The 23,923-nt window shown below is 34.2% G+C and carries 19 protein-coding genes; 15 read left to right on the top strand and 4 right to left on the bottom strand.

The features are described 5' to 3' along the window. Positions 1-93: 93 nt before the first annotated feature. Both dbpA and DT250_RS09355 read left to right on the top strand, forming a co-directional pair. Positions 94-1,539 carry an ATP-dependent RNA helicase DbpA gene (gene dbpA, locus DT250_RS09360; protein ID WP_149212990.1) on the top strand — a complete coding sequence of 482 codons (1,446 nt, stop codon included), beginning with the start codon at positions 94-96 and terminating at the stop codon, positions 1,537-1,539. A gap of 244 nt (positions 1,540-1,783) precedes the next feature. Further along, the gene (locus DT250_RS09355; protein ID WP_149212989.1) at positions 1,784-3,022 is read left to right on the top strand and encodes a hypothetical protein; all 1,239 of its coding nucleotides are present in this window, start codon (positions 1,784-1,786) and stop codon (positions 3,020-3,022) included. A 192-nt stretch (positions 3,023-3,214) separates the two neighbouring features. Here DT250_RS09355 and DT250_RS09350 read toward each other — a convergent pair whose 3' ends face one another. Beyond that, a complete protein-coding gene (locus DT250_RS09350; RefSeq protein ID WP_149212988.1) occupies positions 3,215-3,775 on the bottom strand; it encodes a DUF1836 domain-containing protein in 561 nt (186 codons plus the stop codon). A gap of 164 nt (positions 3,776-3,939) precedes the next feature. On the opposite strand from DT250_RS09350, the gene trhA reads away from it, so the two are divergent. The 4 genes from trhA to DT250_RS09330 all read left to right on the top strand — a co-directional run bounded on the left by trhA (position 3,940) and on the right by DT250_RS09330 (position 7,883). Then, a complete protein-coding gene (gene trhA / locus DT250_RS09345; protein ID WP_000995376.1) occupies positions 3,940-4,587 on the top strand; it encodes a PAQR family membrane homeostasis protein TrhA in 648 nt (215 codons plus the stop codon). Positions 4,588-4,812: 225 nt separating this feature from the next. Continuing rightward, positions 4,813-5,829, top strand: a complete 1,017-nt coding sequence (galE, locus tag DT250_RS09340) for a UDP-glucose 4-epimerase GalE (RefSeq protein ID WP_149212987.1) — start codon at positions 4,813-4,815, stop codon at positions 5,827-5,829. Between the two features lie 476 nt (positions 5,830-6,305). Then, positions 6,306-6,896: an AmiS/UreI family transporter gene (locus DT250_RS09335; protein ID WP_149212986.1), complete on the top strand. Its 591-nt coding sequence runs from the start codon at positions 6,306-6,308 to the stop codon at positions 6,894-6,896. 99 nt (positions 6,897-6,995) lie between these two features. After that, positions 6,996-7,883, top strand: a complete 888-nt coding sequence (locus tag DT250_RS09330) for an NAD-dependent epimerase/dehydratase family protein (RefSeq protein WP_149212985.1) — start codon at positions 6,996-6,998, stop codon at positions 7,881-7,883. An 88-nt stretch (positions 7,884-7,971) separates the two neighbouring features. On the opposite strand, the gene sodA is transcribed toward DT250_RS09330, so the two are convergent. Next, the gene (sodA, locus tag DT250_RS09325; RefSeq protein WP_149212984.1) at positions 7,972-8,598 is read right to left on the bottom strand and encodes a superoxide dismutase [Mn]; all 627 of its coding nucleotides are present in this window, start codon (positions 8,596-8,598) and stop codon (positions 7,972-7,974) included. A gap of 217 nt (positions 8,599-8,815) precedes the next feature. Here sodA and DT250_RS09315 point away from each other — a divergent pair, with 217 nt between their 5' ends. Beyond that, positions 8,816-9,886, top strand: a complete 1,071-nt coding sequence (locus DT250_RS09315; protein WP_149212983.1) for a nitric oxide synthase oxygenase — start codon at positions 8,816-8,818, stop codon at positions 9,884-9,886. A 360-nt stretch (positions 9,887-10,246) separates the two neighbouring features. Further along, entirely contained in the window at positions 10,247-11,815 is a 1,569-nt protein-coding gene (locus tag DT250_RS09310; protein ID WP_149212982.1) for a BCCT family transporter, read from the top strand. A gap of 108 nt (positions 11,816-11,923) precedes the next feature. On the opposite strand, the gene DT250_RS09305 is transcribed toward DT250_RS09310, so the two are convergent. Then, the gene (locus DT250_RS09305; protein WP_149212981.1) at positions 11,924-13,222 is read right to left on the bottom strand and encodes an MFS transporter; all 1,299 of its coding nucleotides are present in this window, start codon (positions 13,220-13,222) and stop codon (positions 11,924-11,926) included. Between the two features lie 328 nt (positions 13,223-13,550). Between DT250_RS09305 and lytS the strand changes: the two genes are divergently transcribed. The 6 genes from lytS (at position 13,551) to msrB (ending at position 19,759) form a co-directional block, all read left to right on the top strand. After that, positions 13,551-15,320, top strand: coding sequence for a two-component system sensor histidine kinase LytS (gene lytS / locus DT250_RS09300; RefSeq protein WP_149212980.1), 1,770 nt, complete (start codon positions 13,551-13,553; stop codon positions 15,318-15,320). Next, entirely contained in the window at positions 15,298-16,038 is a 741-nt protein-coding gene (locus DT250_RS09295; protein WP_048542820.1) for a LytR/AlgR family response regulator transcription factor, read from the top strand. Before lytS ends, DT250_RS09295 begins: the two co-directional genes overlap by 23 nt. A 133-nt stretch (positions 16,039-16,171) precedes the next feature. After that, the gene (gene lrgA, locus DT250_RS09290) at positions 16,172-16,603 is read left to right on the top strand and encodes an antiholin-like murein hydrolase modulator LrgA (RefSeq protein WP_149212979.1); all 432 of its coding nucleotides are present in this window, start codon (positions 16,172-16,174) and stop codon (positions 16,601-16,603) included. A 34-nt stretch (positions 16,604-16,637) separates the two neighbouring features. Continuing rightward, a complete protein-coding gene (gene lrgB, locus DT250_RS09285; RefSeq protein WP_000168869.1) occupies positions 16,638-17,330 on the top strand; it encodes an antiholin-like protein LrgB in 693 nt (230 codons plus the stop codon). A 328-nt stretch (positions 17,331-17,658) separates the two neighbouring features. Then, a complete protein-coding gene (locus DT250_RS09280; RefSeq protein WP_149212978.1) occupies positions 17,659-18,702 on the top strand; it encodes an AI-2E family transporter in 1,044 nt (347 codons plus the stop codon). A 91-nt stretch (positions 18,703-18,793) separates the two neighbouring features. Further along, a complete protein-coding gene (msrB, locus tag DT250_RS09275; protein ID WP_149212977.1) occupies positions 18,794-19,759 on the top strand; it encodes a peptide-methionine (R)-S-oxide reductase MsrB in 966 nt (321 codons plus the stop codon). Between the two features lie 25 nt (positions 19,760-19,784). Here the strand turns inward: msrB and DT250_RS09270 are convergent, their stop codons facing one another. Continuing rightward, positions 19,785-22,901 carry an efflux RND transporter permease subunit gene (locus DT250_RS09270; protein ID WP_149212976.1) on the bottom strand — a complete coding sequence of 1,039 codons (3,117 nt, stop codon included), beginning with the start codon at positions 22,899-22,901 and terminating at the stop codon, positions 19,785-19,787. Positions 22,902-23,043: 142 nt separating this feature from the next. On the opposite strand from DT250_RS09270, the gene DT250_RS09265 reads away from it, so the two are divergent. Next, a complete protein-coding gene (locus tag DT250_RS09265) occupies positions 23,044-23,916 on the top strand; it encodes a TetR/AcrR family transcriptional regulator (protein ID WP_149212975.1) in 873 nt (290 codons plus the stop codon). The last annotated feature ends 7 nt before the right edge of the window (positions 23,917-23,923 follow it).

The raw sequence follows: 23,923 nt of genomic DNA, 5'->3' as shown, positions 1-23,923 counted from the left end.
AAAAACAGTGGATTAATATAGTATCTTACTATAGTCTAAAGTGAGGTATGAAGAACAGAATAAGTTAAATATAAAATCAAATGAGGTTAATATATGAGTAAACAAAGTTTTAGTAATTATGCATTAAGTAAAGAAGTAAGACGAGCACTTACTGGTTTAGGATATGAGCATCCAACAGAAGTGCAAGGAGAGGTTATTCCAGTTGCATTGCAAAAGAAGGATCTTGTTGTAAAGTCACAAACGGGAAGTGGAAAAACAGCTTCGTTCGGTATACCACTTTGTGAAATGGTAGAGTGGGAAGAGAATAAACCACAAGCATTAGTTTTAACACCAACGAGGGAACTTGCTGTTCAAGTGAAAGAAGATATTACGAATATAGGGCGGTTCAAAAGAATTAAAGCTGCTGCAATTTATGGTAAATCTCCATTTGCACGTCAAAAATTAGAGTTAAAGCAAAAGACGCATATCGTAGTGGGGACCCCAGGACGTGTGTTGGATCATATTGAAAAAGGGACCCTTTCTTTAGAGCGATTGAAATATTTAGTGATTGATGAAGCAGATGAAATGTTAAATATGGGATTTATCGATCAAGTAGAGGCAATTATTGATGAATTACCTACAAAAAGAATGACAATGCTATTTTCAGCAACCCTACCCGAAGATGTTGAAAAGTTATCCCGTACATATATGAATGCACCAACTCATATTGAAATTAAAGCAGCGGGGATTACAACAGATAAAATTGAACACACCCTTTTTGAAGTAAGGGAAGAAGAGAAGCTCTCACTTCTTAAGGATGTAACTATGATTGAAAATCCAGACAGTTGCATTATTTTTTGTCGTACACAAGAAAATGTAGACCATGTATATAGACAGCTAAAACGGGTTAATTATCCTTGTGACAAAATACACGGTGGTATGGTACAGGAAGATCGTTTTGAAGTAATGGATGATTTTAGAAAAGGAAAGTTCCGTTATTTAGTAGCAACTGATGTAGCTGCGAGAGGAATTGATATTGATAATATTACACATGTTATTAATTACGATATTCCATTAGAAAAAGAAAGCTATGTACACCGTACTGGAAGAACAGGAAGAGCTGGTAATAATGGAAAAGCTATTACATTTATAACGCCTTATGAAAATAGATTTTTAGAAGAGATTGAGGAATATATCGGATTTGAAATTCCAAAGGAGCTGGTACCTTCAAAAGAAGAAGTTATAAAAGGGAAAGCAGTATTTGAAGAAAAGATATATGCTAAACCGATTATAAAGAAAGACAAAAATGCAGACCTAAACAAGGGAATTATGAAATTGTACTTTAATGGCGGAAAGAAAAAGAAAATTAGGGCGGTAGATTTCGTTGGTACAATTGCTAAAATTCAAGGTGTTTCTGCTGATGATATAGGTATTATTACAATACAAGATAATGTTTCGTATGTTGAAATATTAAATGGAAAAGGACCACTTGTTTTAAAGGTTATGAGAAATACAACGATAAAAGGTAAAAAATTAAAAGTTCATGAGGCAATTAAATAAATGAAAATATCCACTTTAAAGGTGGATATTTTTTTGAGGTTTACTTATAGAGCGGACAATTTGAATGGACTTTAACTAATACGTGATTGACGATTGTTTTTTTGTATGTTAGTATATTTATTTGGTTTTTTCTACCATTGAATGGGGAAATTGTTAATTCGTTTAGGGGTATATTTTTATATAAGTAAATCAATTTTAATTTAATTGTTGTAGGTTATAAAAAGTAAGGACGGTGTTTTGTTTAATGAATTTTACTCGAGATAGGTGGAGTTTAAAGTGGCTTCATTTTTATTTGATTGTAGTAGTAGTTGCATCTCTTTTATTACGTATATATTTAGCATTTCATTTAGAAGGATATGAACGAGATCAACTGTTTTTTGTGGATTGGATGGACACGGTAGGTAAATATGGACTAGGTGATGTGTATGCACATGGGGATTTAGTAAACTATCCGCCATTTTTCTTAGCTCTTTTAGGTATTTATGGAGTGATATTGTCATTTTTTAATATATACGTGGATGCTGCTGGTGTTTTAATTCGAGTCCCATCTATTGTATTTGAAGTAGTAGCTATAATTATTTTTACTATAGTTTCTAAAAGGATAGACAATTCGATTATGAGAGCAGCATTAGTAACATTTTTTGCATTTAGTCCAGCCGTTATAGTGGATGGAACTATTTGGGGTCAAGTAGATATGCTACATAGTATATTGATGGTTAGTTCTATTTTACTACTAATGTCTAAGCCAACTTGGTCTGGTGCTATTTACGCTATAGCCTTACTAGCTAAATTTCAATCAATCGTAATTGCGCCTGTGTTTGCTATGTATTTCCTAAAAGTCATTTTTGAAAAAAGGGAAGGTAAGCAATTAATTAAATTTATAATAGGGTTCTGTATCCCGTTATTAATATTCGGTCTTTATTTCACAGCTCATGGAACATTTATTACTATGTTAACACAAGCATATTTAAATGCGGTAGGTACGTTCCCAACGGTAACTGTATTTGCTATGAATATTTGGTATTACGCGATTGGTACGGATCCTAATATGGTGGATACGATTCAAGTTTTACCACATATTACATTGAAAACAGTTGGTTTAATACTCTTGTCTATTGCAGCGGCATTAACTTGCTTATACGTCTTTTTCCATCGTCATATGAATACGGCAGTTCTACTGAAAGCCGCGACTTTTATAAGTTTTGCGTTCTTTATGTTACCTACGCAAATACATGAGAGATATGCTTTCCCAGCGTTAGTATTTGTACTCTTTTTACTGCTATATGAAATGAAGTGGACAGGAATAGCTTTAGGATTAACGTTAACAATCTTTTTAAATATAGTAATGGTTCTGTATGCGGGCTTTAATACGAATATGGGAATGTTTATCGTTACTATTAATGTTTTTATTTTCTATGCTATGTGTAAATTATTAGTAAAAGAGTATTGTAATCGCTTTGAATTGCTAATAAAGAAACAATAAAAATTATAATTTTAAGGGGAGGTACATTTTGCTAATATGCAGAATGTACTTTTTTATTGAAAGAGTAAGATTCCAATAGAAAAAACAAAGATGAGAAGATACTTAGAAAGCATAATTTTTGAAATACTACAATCATTTGAATGGTTGTAGTTAATAAAACGCTACCTAAAAGTAGGTAGCGTTTTATAGTTATTAGGACTCTTTTAAATCGTCAATTAACTTCTCAGCTAAGCGCCTATACATATTACTCATCGATACAAATGATGTTAGTAATAAAAATTTCTCTAGATTCGGATCTTCTAAGGAAGAAATTTCACTTACTTCTGAAACAAGATTATTTACGTCTTGTGTAAAGCTTTCGACGTTTTTTTCGGTAAGAGAAAGATAAGCTTTATATAATGTATTTAATTCGAATGAATCATCGTTTAATAAGGATTCATTTATATTTTCTAAGGAGCTTTTTATGTCATTAATGGAAAGGGCTCCTTTTAATTGATAAATTAAGCTGATTAAAATCATATGCTCTTTTGAGTATTTTTTATTTTTGATTGGAATAAACAGTTTCCCTTTTGCGTAATTGTTAATCATTGTTTTTGTTAATACTTTTTCATCATCGGTTCTTGTTGTATCCGAATAAGTATTTTCAAATAATTGGACAACCTGGTCTACATACAAGTCGACATTTGGAATATCCTCAAGCGTAATGTTTTTTTCTAAATGTAATGTTTCAAGCAGTTTATTTATATTTTCCACGTAGAACCCCTCACTTTTATAACTTAGTGGAGCATAATGTTTAGTTTATCTCTAAATATGGTATTACGAAACAAATGAATTGTAAATGTTGACCTCTAATAATAATGCGTATATAATTACATGTAGTTATTAAAACTACATGTAATTATATGAGGGGTGTATATATGAATGCTTATGTAAGAGAACCAGTTAATGCTTTTACCCACTTGGGAGGAGCTGTATTATCATTTATTGCATTATTAGCTATGCTTGTAAAAGTTTCTATTAAGATGCCATCTTTTGCGGCAATTACAGCTGTTATTTTGTTTGGTATCGGAATGATGGTTCTGTATACAGCATCAGCTGTATATCATAGTGTTGTAGCCAGTGAACGTGTTATTTATTTCTTTCGGAAGCTTGATCACTCTATGATTTTTATATTGATTGCAGGTACATATGCACCATTTTGTTTAATTACATTACATTCCGCAAACGGTTTATTATTATTTTGTTTAGTTTATGCAACAGCCATTTGTGGTATTGTTTTTAAAATGTTTTGGTTTAGTTGCCCGAGATGGTTATCAACAGCAATTTATATTACAATGGGCTGGTTAATTGTTCTGTTCTTTGCACCGTTAGCTGCTAACTTAAGTGCAGGAGGTATCGTGCTTCTAGTGCTTGGAGGCATTCTTTATACAATCGGTGGATTTATTTATGGAACAAAGCCAAAATGGTTAGAGTTTAAACATATGGGACATCATGAAATTTTTCACGTGTTCGTGTTATTGGGAAGTCTTGCCCACTTTTTAAGTGTATATTGCTACGTAATTTAACAAGATGAAATTTCCGAGTAATTTTTATTTTTTCTTGATTAATAAATAAAGATATAGACACATATGTATGTTAAAGAGTTGTATAACGTAAAGGTTATGCGGCTCTTTTTTATATAAATAATAATTAAAAATAAATTTTTAAAATTATCAGTCTTTTTATGGTAGGATAGATGTGTATTGAGGTTATAAAATTTTATAATTAATAATAAGTGGGGGACTCTATATATGGCGATACTTATAACGGGTGGAGCAGGATATATTGGTAGTCATACGTGTATAGAATTATTAAATAATAATTATAAAATTATAGTCGTAGATAATCTTTCAAATAGTTCAATCGAGTCTTTAAACCGAGTAAAAGAAATAACAGGAAAACAATTTAAATTTTATAAAGAAAGTGTTTTAAATCGTGAAAAAATGAATGAGATTTTTTTGGAAAATAGCATTGAAGCGGTTATACATTTTGCTGGATTTAAAGCAGTGGGGGAATCGACTATAATTCCTCTAACATATTATTATAATAATATAATAAGTACAATCGTACTATGTGATGTGATGCAGAAACATCATGTTAAAAAGTTTATTTTTAGTTCATCTGCAACTGTATATGGAATTCCAAAAACGTCACCAATTACAGAAGAATTTCCACTAAGTGTGACAAATCCATATGGGCAAACAAAATTAATGATTGAGCAAATTATGCGTGATGTGGCAAAAGCTGATGATGAATGGAGTATTGCGTTACTTCGTTATTTCAATCCCTTCGGAGCACATAAAAGTGGTCGTATTGGAGAAGATCCAAATGGGATTCCGAATAATTTAATGCCATATGTAACGCAGGTGGCGGTAGGTAAATTAAAGGAACTAAATATATTCGGAAACGATTATCCAACAAAAGACGGGACAGGTGTCCGTGATTATATTCACGTTGTTGACCTTGCAAAAGGACATGTAAAGGCACTTGAGAAAGTACTTAAGACGAAAGGAATAGAGGCATATAATCTTGGCACAGGTAAAGGGTATAGTGTGTTAGAGATGATAAAAGCTTTTGAGGAGGTTTCAGGTAAAAAAATACCTTATAAAGTGATAGGGCGTCGTCCTGGTGATGTAGCAGTATGTTTTGCTGATGTATCTAAAGCGAAACGAGAATTAGGATGGGAAGCGGAATATGGGTTAGAAGAGATGTGCTTAGATTCTTGGAGATGGCAGGTAAATAATAAAAACGGCTATCAAATGATTTAAGGTGGTTAGTAGTTAGTAAAGCATTCTCTTATTAATTTGTAGGATATTTTATGTATATAATAAATTGTATTCTTTATTATGTTGCTTGAGGTCAGTAATATGTTCAATTTAGGAAAGAGAATGTAATAAAATATTACTGACCATAGCATTTGAATAGCAACCGTTTCTATTGAAAAGTATTCCAATACTTGTATCATTGTTAAAGTGCGTTTATAATCAAATAATCTTATTAGCTTTTTGCTTGAATTACGTATTATTGAAAGCGTTTTTATTGCGTGATATATTTTGATTGACATCATTACTGTATGAAATGTATGAAAAGGGTTTTTCTATTGTTTTTTAAGGTAGGAAGTCTGACTTATTTTCGAAAAAACTTTGTATGTAGTTGTAAGTAAGAAGGAGAATAAGGAATAATATAATTTTTACAAGACGGGGAGGGTACAGTGTGAAAATGTAAGGTTTTCACATGAGGATATATGGGGTACGTAGGATTATTACTTTCGGGTGCAGCTTTATTTTTAAATAGTCTTGTTATATTAGGGAAAGCAGAGATGAAAAGTGCGGGTGTTTTTAATTTATTTGTGGGTGCACTACAAATTATTATTCCGTTCTATTTAATCATGATTTCTGACCAAAGCAATTGGACAGTGTATTCATATGCAGCTACTTTCTTATTTGGATTAACCTATTTATATGTAGGTGTTACCTTTATAAAAGGAATGGATAGTAGCGGTTTAGGTTGGTTTTGTATTTGGGTAGCAATTATTGCTTTATTCTATATGGTTGTTTCATTTGTTCAATTTCACGATGTTGTTAATGCATTAACGTGGTTTATGTGGGCATTACTTTGGTATTTATTCTTTGTATTAAATACACAAAAGAAGAATATCAATCAATATCTTGGAAGAATTGCCTTCGTACAATCATGGGTAACATTGACGTTGCCTTCACTCTTTTATTTTATGGGGGTATGGGGAGAGGGATTCGTATATGAACTATGGGTTTATGTATCCGTAATTTCTATTTTATACTTCTGTTATTGTATTTATAAATATCGATTACGTTAATATATTTTCTGTAGAAAAGCATGGAATCGTTAAACGAATTCCATGCTTTTTCTATATTAGCATTTATAATAGAGAGGTAGTATTTTACAATTTATCAAAATGGGGATGATGAATTTGAAAAAAGTATTGGTGCTAGGGGGAACAAGATTTTTTGGTAAACATTTAGTAGAAGCACTTTTACAAGCTGGACACGATGTAACAATTGCGACGAGAGGCATTACTGAAGATTCTTTTGGAAGTGTAGTAAACAGATTGATTGTAGATAGAGAAGACGAAAAACAACTAGCTGAGCGTCTAGAAGATAAAAGTTATGATATCGTATACGATAATTTATGCTATAGCTCGAATGCGGCAAAGATAATATGTGAAGTGTTACAAGGAAAAACGAAGAAATACGTTATGACATCTTCAATGGCTGTTTACGAGCCAGCGATAGGCTTGTTAGAAGAGAACTTTAATCCGTACGAGTATGCTATTACGTATGGGGATAGAAATGACTTCAATTATAGTGAAGGCAAGCGATTAGCCGAAGCTGTTTTACTTCAACAAGCAACATTCCCAGTTGTTGCAGTACGTTTTCCAGTTGTTATTGGAGAAAACGATTATACGAAAAGGTTACAATTTTACGTTGAACATATTGTGAGGCAAGAACCTATCGCCGTGAATGATCTAGATGGAGAGTTGTCATTTATACATGAAAAAGAAGCAGGAGAATTTTTAGCTTGGTGCGGGATGAAGGACATAGAAGGGCCAATTAATGCTTGTAGCAACGGGGTAGGTTCTACTCGAGCAGTTATTCATTTCATAGAAGAAAATACGGGAATAAAAGCACGCGTTCAAGAAGTAAGAGATAATGTAGCGCCTTATAATGAAGTGATTAATTGTACATTACATAATGGAAAAGCTAGTGAATTAGGATTCCCGTTCCGAGAATTGAAAATAGAAATAGAACAAGTATTACGTTATTACATACATGCAATGAAATAATCATAAATCCCCCGGTGGCAATCCGGGGGATTCTGGAGGATTTCGACAATACTAATTTTACATTACCAAACTTACCTTATACGCACGACTAATGTTTTTGTGATCGCATTGCTTGTAAATACTTTTCATTTACCTGGTCCCAGTTCACTGTATGCCACCAGTTGGTAACAAATTCTGGACGCCGATTTTGATACTTTAAATAATAGGCATGTTCCCATACATCGATGACGAGTAATGGAATTTTACCTTCTTGCAAAGGTGTATCTTGATTGGGTGTACTCATAACGGAAAGTTCCTCACCGTCCAGAACAAGCCATCCATAGCCACTTCCAAAACGACTAATAGCTGCTTTGGAAAGTTGATCTTTTAAGTTGTCAAAGGTATTGAAATAATAATCAATTACTTTTGCAACATCTCCATTAGGCTCACCGCCACCTCGCGGGCTCATTAATTCCCAAAAAAGACTATGACAATAATGTCCACCACCGTTATTTCTGACAGCTGTAACAATTTCTTTTGGTAAAGTTTCTAAATTACATAGTAACTCTTCTAAAGATTTATTATGTAATTCCGTATAGTTTTCTAAAGCGGCATTCAAGTTATTTACGTATGTCGCATGGTGCTTTCCATGATGAATAGAAAGCGTGTTGCTATCGATATATGGCTCTAGTTCATCATAGTCATATGAAAGCTTTGGCAATTGAAATGAAGACATAACATTCCCTCCTTTCGTATTAAAAAGTTGGTCTAGGTAAAAATAATTTACCTGAGTCAAAAATACACCTATTTTTTATACAAGTCAATAGTAATCTCTTTAATTTTCTGAAAAATATTACAATAAAAGTAACACTTCGACTTTCATTTGTGACTCTTATTCTTTTTGCTTATACTGTAAAGTAGTAACGTTTTGTTGAAATAGAAGGAGATCGTTTATGAGTAAAACGAAACAATTAATAGAGGAAGCGAGTCATTTTATTACGGTTTGCTATAAAGAACTTAATAAAGAACAATTCATAGAAGAGAGAATAAAAGAAATTCAAGTTGAGATAGAGAAGACGGGGACGTATGAGCATACATTTGAAGAACTTGTTCATGGATCACGAATGGCATGGCGCAATAGTAATCGATGTATTGGAAGACTATTTTGGAGTAAGATGCACATATTAGATGCACGTGAAGTAAATGATGAGGAAGGTGTATACAATGCATTAATTCATCATATTAAATATGCAACGAACGATGGGAAAGTTAAACCGACAATTACAATTTTTAAGCAATATCAAGGTGAAGAAAATAATATACGAATTTATAATCACCAATTGATTAGGTATGCAGGATATAAAACAGAAATGGGAGTGATTGGTGACTCTCATTCCACTGCGTTTACGGATTTTTGCCATGAACTTGGCTGGCAAGGAGAAGGTACGAATTTCGATGTATTGCCACTTGTTTTTTCTGTCGATGGAAAAGAATCTGTATATAAAGAAATTCCTAAAAAAGAAGTGAAAGAGGTACCAATTGAACATCCAGAGTACCCAATCTCATCTTTAGGAGCAAAATGGTATGGGGTTCCAATGATTTCAGATATGCGCTTAGAAATTGGCGGTATTTCCTATACAGCTGCTCCGTTCAATGGATGGTATATGGGGACGGAGATTGGGGCGCGTAACTTAGCGGATCATGATCGTTATAATTTACTGCCGGCTGTTGCGGAGATGATGAAGCTCGATACATCGAGAAACGGTACGTTATGGAAAGATAAGGCGTTAATTGAATTAAACGTAGCTGTGTTACATTCTTTTAAAAAACAAGGAGTTAGTATTGTTGACCATCATACTGCTGCACAACAATTTCAACAATTTGAGAAGCAAGAAGTAGCTTGTGGTCGTGTTGTAACGGGCAATTGGGTGTGGCTCATTCCGCCATTATCTCCAGCTACCACTCATATTTATCATAAACCGTATCCGAATGAAATTTTGAAGCCAAATTTCTTTCATAAATAATATTTAGTATAGTTTTTTATGCAAATTATAATTTTTTTAAATTACTGTTACGTAGCAAATGGAAGCCTTTACTCTCGGTTATTTTTGGAAGGGGCTTTTTGAACGAAGGAGTTCCTTATGTTATAATCAAATTTCTGTTTCGAAGACCTTATAGAAATATAAGGTCTTTTGTTTTGCTTTTTTATGTAATAGGAATAGAAATTTTCTTTTAAATAAGGGATTTAGCATATTTTTAGGGACAACATAAGTGTGTAGAAAATTGATGAATTATTATGCTTATATAATCATTGTGTTTTGGATGTAAACAATAAAACATAATAAAGTTGTTTTTTTAGATTGCTGAGGAAGGAGGAAGTGTAAATGAGAATGAAGAGTCGAAAAACGGATTGGCCTGTATTTCTTATTAGTGGTGGCTCACTTTTATTATTTGTAATTGCAGTTATTTTAAATAAAAGTTACGTAGAGGGAGTCATTAATAGCAGTTTTGCAGCTTCAATTAAATATTTTGGTGCCTTTTGGCAAGTTTTATTAATTGGTACATTTGTTGTTGCAATGTGTATGGCGTTTTCAAAATATGGGAGAGTTAAACTTGGGGGGCTAGAAAAACCTGAGATTAGTACGACAAAATGGCTCGCTATTATTATGTCTACATTACTTGCTGGAGGTGGCGTTTTTTGGGCAGCTGCAGAGCCGATGTACCATTTGATGACGGTGCCACCAATACATGAAGGTATAACTGCTGGGACGAAAGAAGCGGTAATGCCTGCTTTAGCACAAAGTTATATGCACTGGGGTTTCCTGGCTTGGACGATTTTAGGTACAATTAGTGCGGTAGTTATGATGTACGGGCATTATCATAAAGATATGCCGTTAAAACCTCGAACGCTTTTATATCCTATCTTTGGGGAGAGATTGAGAAAGAGTTGGCTTGGAACAATGATCGATGTATTTGCCATTATTGCGGTAGCTGCAGGGACGATTGGTCCAATCGGATTTTTAGGACTACAAGCAAGTTATGGGTTACAAGCATTGTTTAACATTCCTGATGTGTTTACTACTCAATTAGCCATTATTGTTTGTGTAGTAGCTGTTTCTACTATATCTGCGGTAACGGGAATTGATAAAGGGATTCAAATTATAAGTAATTTAAATGTTAGGTTAGCAGTTTTATTAATGGTATTCGTATTACTGTTTGGACCAGGTGGATTTATTATTGATTCATTTGTGTCTTCGTTTGGATTTTATATAAATGAATTTATTCCAATGAGCACATATCGTGGTGATACAGCTTGGTTAGGATCGTGGACAATCTTTTTCTGGGGATGGTTTATTGGATATGGACCGATGATGGCAATTTTAGTGAGCCGAATTTCAAGAGGAAGAACAATCCGAGAAATCATCGTTGCAATTGGAATTATTGCACCTATTATTACAACGTTTTGGTTTACTATACTAGGGGGATCAGGTGTGTTTTATGAGTTAATGAATCCTGGTTCTATCTCGGTGGCATTAAGTGAATCTGGTATGCCAGCGGCTATGATTGCAATTACAGAGCAACTGCCACTATCTAATATTATTGGACCTGCATTTCTTTTATTAACAATTTTATTTGTAGTGACAACAGGAGATTCAATGGCTTATTCAATTTCAATGGCAGTGACTGGAGATGGAAATCCTAGAATTAGTTTGCGAGTTTTTTGGTCGCTTATTATGGGCGCAGTTGCGGCGATTCTTTTATATATGGGTGAGGGAAGTATTAACGCCTTACAATCCTTCATTGTAGTGACGGCTGTTCCGGTATCTATTCTGTTATTCCCGATGCTATGGCTAGCGCCTAAAGTTGCAGGGGAATTAGCCTTAAAACAAGGTATTGTAAAAGAAGAAGAGAAAACTTCCTTCTTGTTCCAAAAAGCTAGTAAATCAAAATAAATAATTGTATTTATATAAGAAGAGGAAGCATTTCATTTGAGATGCTTCCTCTTTACTATTTATTTAACTACTTTTCTCGAAGGAGATAGTACCCTGTACAGTTCCAATCTATTCTAATACTTTATCTTTCGTCTCTGGGACACATAATAGCATTGTAACTAAACCAATTGGATAAATAATGAAGATGAGAGATAGTGCTCCCATTAAATTACCACCTGCAGCAAGTAAGCCGATAATAACAGGTCCAAATCCAGCTAACCCACGTCCTGTACCGAAAATAAAGTTCTCTGCTGTCGAGCGAGCTTCAGCAGGGTAGTTTTCAGCTAAAACTGCTCCGAATCCCCCCATCATGCCATTGGCAAAGAATCCAAGCAGTGCACTTCCCCATAACAATGATGTTGAGTCTGTGAATAAGAAGAAGTAAATGAGACAATATATAGTACCACCGACATAATAGATTGTAAAAGTTTTACGGCGGCCAATTTTATCGGCTAGAATACCAAAAGTTGCAATTCCAATTAGCATGCCGATTGTAGAGATGAACATCCAACCGCTCGCTTTTGCTAATGTGTAGTTATATTTATTCGCTAAAATAGTTGGCATCCATGTGAAAATTCCATAATATCCGAAGTTCTGGATGAATGACATAATAATAAGACCGATTGTTGTTATCGTTACTTTTTTATTGGCAAATAACTTTCGAAGTGGGAACTTTTTCATTTGCTTTAGTTGTTCTGCCTCAGCAGTTGTTAAATGACCTTCAGCTTCTTTTTGTAACAATTCTTTTTTGTATCGTTGTTTTTGTTCCCATATTTTCGGTTCACTTAAACTTTTGCGGACGTAAACAGCTAGTAGAGCGGGAATGAGTCCAAATAAGAAAACAGCTCTCCATCCGAAATGCGGGACGATAAATGCTGGAAGGAGTGAAGCAATTAGTACGCCAAATTGCCATCCAAGTGCAACAACGGATGTCGCCTTAGCGCGCATTTCTTTAGACCATGTTTCAGTTACGATGGCCATTCCAATCCCGAATTCACCACCAACTCCCATTCCAACTAAAAAGCGAAGAATTAATAATTGCCAATAATCTGTTGCGAAATAAATAAGTGCTGTTGCGAGTGAAAATAGTAAGATTGTGAAGGCCATCGTACGGATACGCCCAAATAAATCAGCAATAAATCCAAATAAATAAGACCCGATTAGCATTCCTATTGTGGTAGCTAATGTTAAGTTTCCACCTTCAACAGGGCTCAAATGAAATTCTTTTAAAATGTAGACCAGTACGAAAGATAAGAGCAACATATCTAAACCTTCTGCTGCATATCCTAGCGCAGAACCAAACAATGTTTTATATCTTTTCTCCTTCGTTTCCTCTGTTGTTGATTGTACATCAGTAGTAACGTTCATCATTACTCCTCCTTATTTTCTTCTACAGTCGCTATGGAAGAATAACAAAAGGCCTTCTCACCTGATATGATGAGAAGGCCAAAAAAGCATACGTATCTCTAAAAAAGACCATACGTATAGTATATTCCGACTTCCTTCTCAACCTCACGGGGTTGGGTTAAAGGACTGTATTATATTACTTTATTTTTAGCACTCTTCTATTAGGTTGTCAAATACAGAGGGGATAGTTATGTGTAAAATATTTCAAAAGATATTGCATTCTTCTTGACGCCCACTTCATTATTTTCCCATAATAAAACTAACTCATATAAAAAGGAATGAATCACAGATGCTAAATTTAGTACTTATGATGATTGAACGTGTCGGACTTATTGTTATTTTAGGATTTTTACTTTCTCATATTAGAACGTTCAGGCGCCTTCTTCATAGACAAGATGGGTATGTAGATAAGCTTAAGCTTATTTGTATTTTTTCAGTGTTTACAATTGTCAGCAATTACACGGGAATTGAAATTGCGGGGAATACAATTATGAATGAAAATTGGCTACAAGGTGTTTCGTCATCTAGTACAATTGCGAATACACGTATTATGGGTGTTGGAATTAGTGGATTACTTGGTGGTCCTATCGTCGGAATTGGAGTAGGATCGATTGCTGGTATTCACCGTTATATGCTTGGCGGGACGACAGCGCTAAGTTGTGCAATCTCTTCAATTTTAGCAGGTGTTATAACTGGGTATATTGGACACATTTTCAAAAAATATAATCGTGCAATTACGCCTAAATTTTCAGCGATTTTAAGCGTGTTTATCGTTTCTTTAGAAATGATTATGATCTTATTAATCGTAGAGGATGGAATTAGTATCGTGAAAACAATTGCGATACCTATGATCCTTGTAAATAGTTTCGGAAGTTTTATTTTACTTTCTATGATACAAGCTATTTTGCGCCAGGAAGAAAATGCGAAAGCTCTGCAAACGCATAAAGTATTACGAATTGCTGACAAAACATTGCCATATTTTCGCAGAGGATTAACAGAAGATTCTTGTAAACATGTGGCACAAATTATTCACCGCTTTACGGGAACAGATGCGGTATCCTTAACAGATACAGAGAAAATATTGGCTCACGTTGGATTAGCGTCAGATCATCATATTCCTTCACACAGTTTAATAACAGGTTTATCAAAATCAGTATTAAAAACAGGGAAAATAATGAAAGCGAAATCACGTGAAAGTATTAATTGTCAGCATGAAGGGTGTCCATTACAAGCGGCAGTTGTTATTCCACTAACTTCACATGGGAATACGATAGGAACATTAAAGCTTTATTTTAAAAACTCTAATCAATTAAGTCGTGTGGAAGAAGAGCTAGCGGAAGGGCTAGCAAAAATATTTTCTACACAGCTTGAGTTAGGTGAAGCAGAGTTACAAAGTAAGTTATTGCAAGATGCCGAAATAAAAGCGTTACAAGCACAAATCAATCCGCATTTTTTATTTAATGCAATTAATACCGTATCAGCTTTATGCCGAACAGATGTAGAAAAGGCAAGGAAGTTATTATTGCAGCTTAGCGTGTATTTTCGTTGTAATTTGCAAGGGGCACGTCAGTTGTTGATTCCACTAGAACAAGAATTAAACCATGTACAGGCATACCTATCACTAGAACAAGCAAGATTCCCAAATAAGTATGAAGTAAAGATGTATATTGAGGAAGAGTTAAAGACAACATTAGTACCACCATTTGTTCTTCAACTGTTGGTTGAAAATGCGTTGCGACATGGTTTTCCGAAGAAACAGCCAGTATGCGAAGTAGAAGTGCATGTTTTTGAAAAAGGGGGCATGGTTCACTTCGAAGTAAAAGATAATGGACAAGGAATTGAGGAAGAACGCTTAGAACAATTAGGAAAAATGGTAGTGTCGTCAAAGAAAGGGACTGGAACAGCTTTATATAATATTAATGAACGACTTATCGGGTTATTTGGGAAAGAGACAATGCTTCAAATTGAAAGTGAATTAAATGAGGGGACAGAGATTACTTTTGTTATTCCTAAAAAAATAGGGGAGGAAGAACGGAGTGTTAAAAGTATTAGTAGTTGACGATGAAATGTTAGCACGTGATGAATTGAAATATTTATTAGAGCAAACGAAAGAAGTAGAGATAATTGGTGAGGCGGATTGTGTAGAGGATGCATTAGAGGAATTAATGAAAAACAAACCAGATATTGTTTTCCTAGACATTCAGCTATCTGATGATAACGGATTTGAAATTGCAAATATATTAAAGAAGATGAAAAATCCCCCTGCAATTGTGTTTGCTACTGCCTATGATCAATATGCGCTGCAAGCATTTGAAGTAGACGCGTTAGACTACATTTTAAAACCATTTGATGAAGAACGTATCGTACAGACATTAAAGAAATATAAAAAGCAAAAACAAATAAAATTAGAAACAAATCAAGAGGTAAAGAGTGTAGACGTAACGACCGAGATGCATAAATTAGCATTACCAATTGAGGAATCGATTGTACTTGTGAATATTGAAGATATTATATATGTAGGACTTGTGGATGGAAAAGTGACAGTAAAAACAATGAGAGAAACGTATGTAACACACGATACACTTGTAATTTTGGAAAAGAAGTTGCCACAAGCAAGTTTTATGCGTGTCCATCGCAGTTTTATTGCAAATATTAATCATATTACGGAAATACAACCATGGTTCAATTCTACATATAATTTAATTATGAAAGAAGGATCAAAAGTACCTGTTAGCCGTACATATGCAAAAGAACTCAAAAAGCTACTTCGTATTTAAGAAGTAGCTTTTTGCATTTCATCTGCCTATTTTTGTAACTAATTTTGTATATTTGACGTTCCGATATGAAAACGCTTACAGTTTTGTTTTTATCTTATACAATAAAGGTACCAAATCGAAAGAGGTGGCCAAAATGAGTACGAAAAAAGTGTATAGTTTCTTATCACAAGCATTCATATTTTCAGCTATTATGTTAGTTTCTAATATTATTGCAACGCATTTACCAATTCCGATGCCTTCATCGGTGATCGGATTAGTTATTTTATTTAGCCTATTATGTTTAAAAGTTATTAAATTGGAACAAGTTGAATCACTCGGAACGGCTTTAACAGGTATTATCGGATTCCTTTTCGTTCCATCAGGTATTTCGGTTATTAATTCTCTCGGTATAATGGGACAATACTTTGTACAAATTTTAACTGTAATTGTTGTCGCAACAATTATTTTACTTGCTGTAACAGGATTATTTGCACAATTTATTTTAGGAAAAGACGATAAAGAAATAGAAGATACGAAAGAATTGAAAGTAGTAAATAAAGGACGCAAGCACGGAAAAGTTGCGTAACCAATTTAGTATATATTGCTAGGAGGGAATGAACATGGCAAGCACAATGACTCCATATTTCGGAATCGTCGTTTCATTAATCGCATACGGAATCGGAACGTTATTATTTAAGCATTCAAAAGGGTTCTTCTTATTCACACCATTATTCGTAGCGATGGTATTAGGGATTGTCTTTCTAAAAGTAGGTAACTTTACTTTTGAAGAATATAATACTGGTGGAAAAATGATTAGCTTCTTCTTAGAACCAGCAACAATCGCGTTTGCAATTCCATTATATAAACAAGTGGATAAGTTAAAAAAATATTGGTGGCAAATTTTATCGGCTATCGTGGTTGGATCTATTTGCTCAGTAATTGTCGTGTTTATTGTTGCAAAAGCAATTGGTTTAGATACAGCAGTAATGAATTCAATGTTACCACAAGCAGCAACAACAGCAATTGCATTACCAATCTCTGAAAGTATTGGTGGTATACCAGCAATTACATCGTTTGCAGTTATTTTTAACGCAGTTATTGTATACGCATTAGGAGCATTATTCTTAAAAACATTTCGAGTAAAACATCCAATTGCAAAAGGTTTAGCACTTGGAACAGCAGGTCACGCATTAGGAGTGGCAGTAGGAATTGAAATGGGTGAAGTAGAGGCAGCTATGGCAAGTATTGCTGTAACAGTAGTTGGGGTTGTAACTGTAGTTGTCATACCGATGTTTATGCCATTCATTGGATAGTAAAATTTACTTAAAAAAACGAGAAAAGCAAGCTATTTGTAGGACAGATTTCTACTGATAGCTTGCTTTTTATGTTACAGTAGTGGTAAGACCTATGTTAATAAAATGTAAGTTTCCTTAAATCTTCATTAATACTGTGTAGAATACGTTTTGAATTAGGTCATTGTATTGTAAAATAAGAAGTAAGCTACTATAGGATCTGCTAAGAGAGATCTATAATAAGTTTATAAAAATCTTTATATGAATGAATAATTAAAGGTAGAGAAGAGAGAAAAAATCTACTTATTAACGTTTTACTTTATAGGACAGGAGAGAGTACTCGTCGATTATGCAAATAAAAAACCTGTTTCAAAGCAAAGGATTTCAGAGGTTTCTCGTATTAGTAATACTTGCTCTCGTGTTATACGGGCTGCAAAGTATGTTGAATTTAATTTTAATTACGTTTATTCTCACATATTTAATGGATCGATTCCAAAAGTTTATTTCTCGCAAATTAGATCATTTCATGCCTATTAACCGAAAAATTATTATAGCGTTTCTATATGTAATGTTAATTGGTGGAATTGCTATTACGCTATTTAAATATTTACCAGTATTAACGATACAAATTTCACAATTGATTTATCAATTTAACGTATTTTTAAGAAACCCACCGGATAGTGAATTAATTAAGTATGCAGTTAATGCTGTCAATCATATGGAACTTTCGAAATATGTAGGACAAGGCGTTGACATTTTGTATAAATCGATTACGAATGTTGGGAAATTTGGCCTTCAAGTGTTACTTTCTTTAATTTTAAGTTTATTTTTCTTATTGGAGAAAGCTCGGATCGTTGCTTTTACTGCAAAATTTAAAGAAAGCCGACTTGCAATTTTCTATACTGAAATTGAGTACTTCGGTAAGAAATTTGCACGTTCATTCGGAAAAATAATTGAAGCACAATTTTTAATTGCAGTTGTTAACTGTGTTTTATCCGTTATTGCACTATGGATATTAGGATTCCCGCAATTATTAGGTTTAGCGTTAATGATCTTCTTACTCGGTTTAATTCCAGTAGCTGGGGTTATCATTTCGTTATTCCCGCTTTGTATGATTGCTTACAATATTGGCGGTATTATGTACGTTGTTTATATTTTAATTATCGTAACAGTAATTCATGCGCTTGAAAGTTACGTGTTAAATCCGAAGTTCATGTCGCAAAAAACAAACTTACCGATCTTCTATACATTTATGGTATTAATCTTCTCAGAACACTTCTTAGGTGTATGGGGATTAATTATCGGTATTCCAATCTTCATTTTCTTATTAGATGTCTTAGATGTGACAAGTGATGAAATAGAGAATGACGCCAGAAAAAATAAGGTGAAGTAAAGAAAAAGCATCGATGTTCGATGCTTTTTCTTTTATAACATGATGTTTTTTATGCCATACTGTAAGCAGAAGATAGAATAGGGGTGAAATAATGGCTGTAAATGAAAAGGTAGAGTTAGCTACATTTGCTGGAGGGTGCTTCTGGTGTATGGTTTCGCCATTTGAAGAGATGGAAGGAATTATAAAGGTTGTTTCTGGTTATACAGGTGGTCATAAAGAGAGTCCAACATATAAAGAAGTATGTTCAGAAACGACGGGACATTATGAGGCAGTACAAATTACATTTGATTCAAATAAAATGCCGTATGAAGAGTTATTAAATATATATTGGAGACAAATTGATCCGACTGATATAGGAGGACAATTTCACGATCGTGGACAGTCTTACGAAACAGTAATTTTTTATCACAATGAAGAACAACATAAAAAAGCAGAGGCTTCAAAAGAAGAGCTTGCAAAGAGTGGACGCTTTTCAAAACCAATTGCGACAAAAATATTACCAGCAGCTACGTTTTATCCAGCTGAAGACTATCACCAAGGATATCATAAGAAAAATACATTCCGCTATGAGTTATACCGTAAAGGATCAGGACGAGATGCTTTTATTAAACAACATTGGCCAAAAGATAATACTCATTTAAAAGAAAAACTCAATGAGATGCAGTTTTATGTAACACAGGAAAATGGTACAGAACCGCCATTTCGAAATGAGTATTGGAATCATAATGAAGAAGGTCTTTATGTAGATATCGTTTCAGGAGAACCGTTATTTACTTCTTTAGATAAGTTTGATAGTGGGTGTGGATGGCCTAGCTTTACGAAGCCAGTTATGTCAGCAAGTGTGAAAGAAAAAATGGATGTCAGTCATAATATGACGCGTACGGAAGTGAGAAGCAAAGAGGGAGATTCACATCTAGGCCATGTATTCCCGGATGGCCCAGGACCAAATGGTCTTCGTTACTGTATTAATTCCGCAGCCCTTCGATTTATCCGAAAAGAGGAATTAGAGAAAGAAGGATATGGTGATTTTCTAGTCGTATTTGGGAATAAAAAATAACCTCGCAATTAGCGAGGTTATTTTTTTATTTTACTTTTTTCTTTTTGAACTTGCTTAATACTTCATAAACGATTGGAACAATAAGAAGTGTTAATAACGTTGAACTTGTTAATCCACCAATTACTGTTACACCAAGTCCTTTAGAAATTAAGCCGCTACCTTCAAATCCTAATGCAAGTGGGATAAGAGCCCCGATTGTTGCAATTGCAGTCATTAAAATAGGGCGAAGGCGTGTAGCACCAGCTTCTAATAAAGCTTCACGTGTTGATAGACCTTCATTTTCTTTATGAATAACGCGGTCGATAAGCACGATTGCGTTTGTTACAACGATACCAATTAACATAAGTGCACCAATCATTGCAGAGACACTTAACGTTTCACCAGAGATTAATAAGGCAACAAGAGCTCCGATAATTGTAAATGGTAGCGAGAATAAAATTGCGAATGGTGCAAGGGCACCGCCAAATGTAACGACAAGAACGAAGTATACAATGGCAATCGCAGCTACCATCGCTAAGCCAAGTTGCTTGAATGATTCTTCAATATCTTTTGTAACACCGCCCATAGAAACATCTACACCGGAAGGAAGATCCATTTTATCTACTTCTTTTTGAACAGCGGCAGATGCTTTTGAAACGTCATCAGATGTTAGTTTTGCACTTACTTCTGCATAAACACGGCCATCGCGGTGTTTCACTGTATTCGAAGTTTCCCCTTCTTTTACAGTCATAACATCTTTTACAGCCACTTCAGTACCAAGTGGCGTTGTAATTTTACGATTTGTTAAGTCATCGATTGTTTCATAATTTTGTTTTTCAGCTTCGACATATACATTGATATCTTTACCGTCTTTTTTAATTGTTGTCAGAACAGGGCGATCATGTTGATTAGAAAGTCCCATTCCGATTTGTGCAGCCGTTAGACCCATTTTACTTAGTTTTTCCTGATCTGCGACTAAAGTGTACTCTGCATACGTTTTTGCAATACTAGAGTCTATATCCTTTAAGTCTTTATTTTTCTTCATGATATTTTGAATATCTTTTACAATAGGTTTAATGTCTTCCGAGCTATCTCCGTAAACGTATAGTTTGATTTCATTACTACCGCCACTTGCTCCGAAGTCTTGGTTTTTCCATTCGCCTTTTCCAGACATCTTCTGTAAATCTTTAACGACTTGTTCTTTCTCTTTTTCGAAGTTTTTCGTGTCGTTATCATATTGTACGAAGAACATTGCTTGATTTGATTGACCAGGACTCATTGGGTTTTCGCCACCTAATGAGAATTGAATTGTTTTGACGTCTTTATTATCTTGGAAGTGCTTCTCAGCTTTCGTTGCGATTTTTTCAACGTCTTCTAACGTTTGACCTGGTTCAGGGTTGTACGTTGTAATGATCATTTTTTCTTCTTCAGACGGTAAGAAACTTACACCGATAATTGGCACAAGTGCAAGACTACCAACTAATAGAAGGACAGCAATGCTTGATGTGATGATTTTATGATTTAAAGCCCATGCAAGTATGCGTTTATACCCGTTTGCTAATTTACTTGGTTTTTCTTCATGATGTACTTCTTTTTCCCTCATGCTCTCTTTTTTAAATAAAGAGTGAGCTAACATCGGCACGATTGTAACTGCTACTAGTAACGATGCTAATAAAGCGAAGACGATAGTTAAGGCAAATGGTAAGAACATTTCACCAATCATGCCTTTTACTAGTCCAAGAGGTAAGAATACAGCAATTGTTACAATGGTAGAAGACATAATTGGAATAAACATTTCCTTCGTAGCTTCACGAATTAAATCTTTTCCGCGCAGTTTCTCTTCTGATAACGACATTCGTCGGTAAATATTTTCAATAACAACAATGGAGTCATCAACAACGCGTCCAATAGCGACTGTCATTGCTCCAAGTGTCATAATATTAAGCGTAATATCCATTTGTTTTATGACTAATACAGCAATTAATAAAGAAAGTGGTATGGAAACGACAGAGATTAATGTTGTTCGGATATTTCGTAGGAACAGCATAATAATAACAATCGCAAATATAGCACCAAAAATAGCTTTGCTCAGCATTGTTTCTACTGATTTCTCAATCGGTGCACCTTGGTCGAATGTTGAAATAATCTCTAAGTCTTTATATTTTTTCTCAAGGTCTTTTACTTTATCTTTCACTGCATTTACAACATCAACAGTATTCGCGTCAGCAGCTTTCACAATTTGAATTCCAATTGCTTCTTTTCCATTTGTTCGAGAAATAGATTCTGCTTTTCCGACTTCTTTAATGTCAGCAATTTCATCTAATGTAACTGTCGGAATCCCGTTCATAGCCGCTGGATTCATTTGCGGTGTTTGTGTACCAGCTCCAGCGTTTTGACTACCTTGACCGCTCGGTGATGAAGGTATAGCTGGGATCTTTAATTCTTTTAATGCTTTCATTGTTGTAATATTTCCATCTACAACAACTGATTTTTCTGTGTCTTTAAATGTATATAAGCCAAGTGGTAAAGATACGTCCGATCCTTTAATTACATTTTTTACAGTATCTTCACTTAAACCTAATTCTTTCATCTTATCTTTCTTGAAGACAAGTTGTACTTCATCTACTTGTTGACCTGAAATTTGAACAGATGCGACCCCATCAAGTCCTTTTAATCCGGGAACAACATTTTTTTCTACATTTTCAGTTAAGGCAGCTAAAGATTCATTTTTACTTGCTACGCTTAACGAAATAACTGGAAAGGCATTGAAGTTTACACGTGAAACTTTCGGGTCTTTTACACCTTCTGGGAGTTTCACATTTGTGAGAGCTTCTTTAATTTCTGTTTCAGCCTTTTCCATATTTTTATCAAAATCATATTCTACCTGAATAGAAGATGCGTTTTGAAAAGATGATGAACTAACAACGTTTACACCACTTAAATTTTGTAGTTGCTCTTCCATCGGTTTTGAAACTTTGTCAGCTACTTCTTCTGGTGTAGCACCAGGATAAACCGTAGTTACTGTTACAACAGGTGTTGTAATATCAGGAATTGTTTCCAGCTTCATATTCAGCCCAGAATAAATACCTGCAATGGTAACAATAATGGTTAGTAGCCAAACTGCGAACTTATTTTTTAACGAGAAATTAATGATTTTGTTCATGTTTGCGCTCCCTTTGTATTGTATTGACCAACTGGTCAGTCTAATACATAATATAACTGACTGATTGGTCAGTCGTCAATGAAAAGGGATGGTATAATAAATTCATAATAAGATGCGAGATTAAATTTAGGAGAGACATGATATGAAAGAAAAAGAGCGTTTAATTATAGAGATGGCCATGAAGTTATTTGCGACTAAGGGTGTAAATGCGACATCAGTACAGGAAATTGTGACAGCTTGTGGCATATCTAAGGGTGCTTTCTATTTATACTTTAAATCGAAAGATGAGCTTTTATTAGCGACACTTCGATATTACTATGACAAGATTCAAAATAAAATGCTGGATATTGAACAAGAATCGTTATTGCCGCGTGAAAAATTTGCAAAGCAATTGCATTGTCAGTTTAACGATATACAAAAGCATAAAGAATTTATTATTATGCATGCGAGGGAAAATGCTATACCTTTTAATAAAGAAGTAGAAGGGTTTATGATGAGGATGAAGTTAGAGTCTCATGCATTTTATCGGAATAGTTTATTGTCTATTTATGGTGAAAAGGTTATGCCTTATTTATTAGATTTAGTCATTATGGTAGAAGGTATATGCCGTGGATATTTAGAACTAATCATTTTACAAGCACCAGAAATTGACTTATCTTATGTTTCTGCTTTTATTTTGAAAAGAGTAGATGATTTAGTAGATGGATTGGTAGAATCTTCGGAAGAACCTGTGTTACATGAAGAAAAGCTTGGGGAATTTCTTTGCAAATCAGAGCTTATTAAGGAGCAGGTTAAGGAACACTTTTTAAAAGAAATTATTGTTTTTAAACGCACATTAGCTGATCAACTAGAAGATGAGGAATTGCTTGTTACATTAGATGTTTTGGAGGCAGAAATGAGATTGCAAAATCCAAGGATACCGGTCATTCAAGGGATGTTATCTAATTTAGAGATATATCCAAATTTAAAAGAATTTCGTTTGAGGATTATGGGGTATTACAATATAAAAAGGTAACAATGAT

This window comes from Bacillus sp. AR2-1 (assembly GCF_008368755.1).
In the GTDB taxonomy this organism is placed as follows: domain Bacteria; phylum Bacillota; class Bacilli; order Bacillales; family Bacillaceae_G; genus Bacillus_A; species Bacillus_A wiedmannii.
Note: the sequence above shows the minus strand (reverse complement) of the source record. Positions and strands in the feature narration are given on the sequence as shown.

What these genes read in the sequence shown, in the direction of transcription:
- dbpA (WP_149212990.1), top strand. Translation starts at nt 94, where the DNA reads ATGAGTAAACAAAGTTTTAGTAATTATGCATTAAGTAAAGAAGTAAGA.
- DT250_RS09355 (WP_149212989.1), top strand. Translation starts at nt 1,784, where the DNA reads ATGAATTTTACTCGAGATAGGTGGAGTTTAAAGTGGCTTCATTTTTAT.
- trhA (WP_000995376.1), top strand. Translation starts at nt 3,940, where the DNA reads ATGAATGCTTATGTAAGAGAACCAGTTAATGCTTTTACCCACTTGGGA.
- galE (WP_149212987.1), top strand. Translation starts at nt 4,813, where the DNA reads ATGGCGATACTTATAACGGGTGGAGCAGGATATATTGGTAGTCATACG.
- DT250_RS09335 (WP_149212986.1), top strand. Translation starts at nt 6,306, where the DNA reads ATGGGGTACGTAGGATTATTACTTTCGGGTGCAGCTTTATTTTTAAAT.
- DT250_RS09330 (WP_149212985.1), top strand. Translation starts at nt 6,996, where the DNA reads ATGGGGATGATGAATTTGAAAAAAGTATTGGTGCTAGGGGGAACAAGA.
- sodA (WP_149212984.1), bottom strand. Translation starts at nt 8,598, where the DNA reads ATGTCTTCATTTCAATTGCCAAAGCTTTCATATGACTATGATGAACTA.
- DT250_RS09315 (WP_149212983.1), top strand. Translation starts at nt 8,816, where the DNA reads ATGAGTAAAACGAAACAATTAATAGAGGAAGCGAGTCATTTTATTACG.
- DT250_RS09310 (WP_149212982.1), top strand. Translation starts at nt 10,247, where the DNA reads ATGAGAATGAAGAGTCGAAAAACGGATTGGCCTGTATTTCTTATTAGT.
- DT250_RS09305 (WP_149212981.1), bottom strand. Translation starts at nt 13,222, where the DNA reads ATGAACGTTACTACTGATGTACAATCAACAACAGAGGAAACGAAGGAG.
- lytS (WP_149212980.1), top strand. Translation starts at nt 13,551, where the DNA reads ATGCTAAATTTAGTACTTATGATGATTGAACGTGTCGGACTTATTGTT.
- lrgA (WP_149212979.1), top strand. Translation starts at nt 16,172, where the DNA reads ATGAGTACGAAAAAAGTGTATAGTTTCTTATCACAAGCATTCATATTT.
- lrgB (WP_000168869.1), top strand. Translation starts at nt 16,638, where the DNA reads ATGGCAAGCACAATGACTCCATATTTCGGAATCGTCGTTTCATTAATC.
- DT250_RS09280 (WP_149212978.1), top strand. Translation starts at nt 17,659, where the DNA reads ATGCAAATAAAAAACCTGTTTCAAAGCAAAGGATTTCAGAGGTTTCTC.
- msrB (WP_149212977.1), top strand. Translation starts at nt 18,794, where the DNA reads ATGGCTGTAAATGAAAAGGTAGAGTTAGCTACATTTGCTGGAGGGTGC.
- DT250_RS09270 (WP_149212976.1), bottom strand. Translation starts at nt 22,901, where the DNA reads ATGAACAAAATCATTAATTTCTCGTTAAAAAATAAGTTCGCAGTTTGG.
- DT250_RS09265 (WP_149212975.1), top strand. Translation starts at nt 23,044, where the DNA reads ATGAAAGAAAAAGAGCGTTTAATTATAGAGATGGCCATGAAGTTATTT.